The following is a 547-nucleotide window of genomic DNA, read 5'->3' as shown; positions in this document are numbered from 1 at the left end:
GGGGGGTCCAGCCGAGTTCGGTGCGGAGCTTGGTGGAGTCGATCGCGTAGCGCAGGTCGTGGCCGGGGCGGTCGGCGACGTGGTCGTAGGCGTCTCGGGGCTGGCCCATGAGGGTGAGGATGAGCTCGACGACGTCTTTGTTGTTCTTCTCGCCGTCGGCGCCGATGAGGTAGGTCTGCCCGATCTGGCCGTGCTCGAGGATCGTGAGCACGGCGGAGGAGTGGTCATCGGCGTGGATCCAGTCGCGCACGTTCTGCCCGGCGCCGTAGAGCTTGGGGCGGATGCCGCGGATGATGTTCGTGATCTGGCGGGGGATGAACTTCTCCACGTGCTGGTAGGGGCCGTAGTTGTTGGAGCAGTTCGAGATGGTCGCGGCGATCCCGAACGAGCGCACCCACGCGCGCACGAGCAGGTCGGAGCCGGCCTTCGTCGACGAGTACGGGGAGGAGGGGTTGTAGGGGGTGGTCTCGGTGAACCGGGCCGGGTCGTCGAGCTCGAGGTCGCCGTAGACCTCGTCGGTGGAGATGTGGTGGAAGCGGGTGCCGTG

General features: G+C 67.3%; 1 protein-coding gene. It reads right to left on the bottom strand.

The window, feature by feature from the left end; translation table 11 throughout:
* The coding region (locus ACWXWW_RS17865) for a dTDP-glucose 4,6-dehydratase (protein WP_455971331.1) at positions 1–547 on the bottom strand (547 nt) is incomplete at both ends.

Source organism: Microbacterium sp. KNMS (assembly GCF_053851835.1).
The sequence above is the reverse complement of the archived record's forward strand: the minus strand, read 5'-3'. Positions and strand labels throughout refer to the sequence as shown.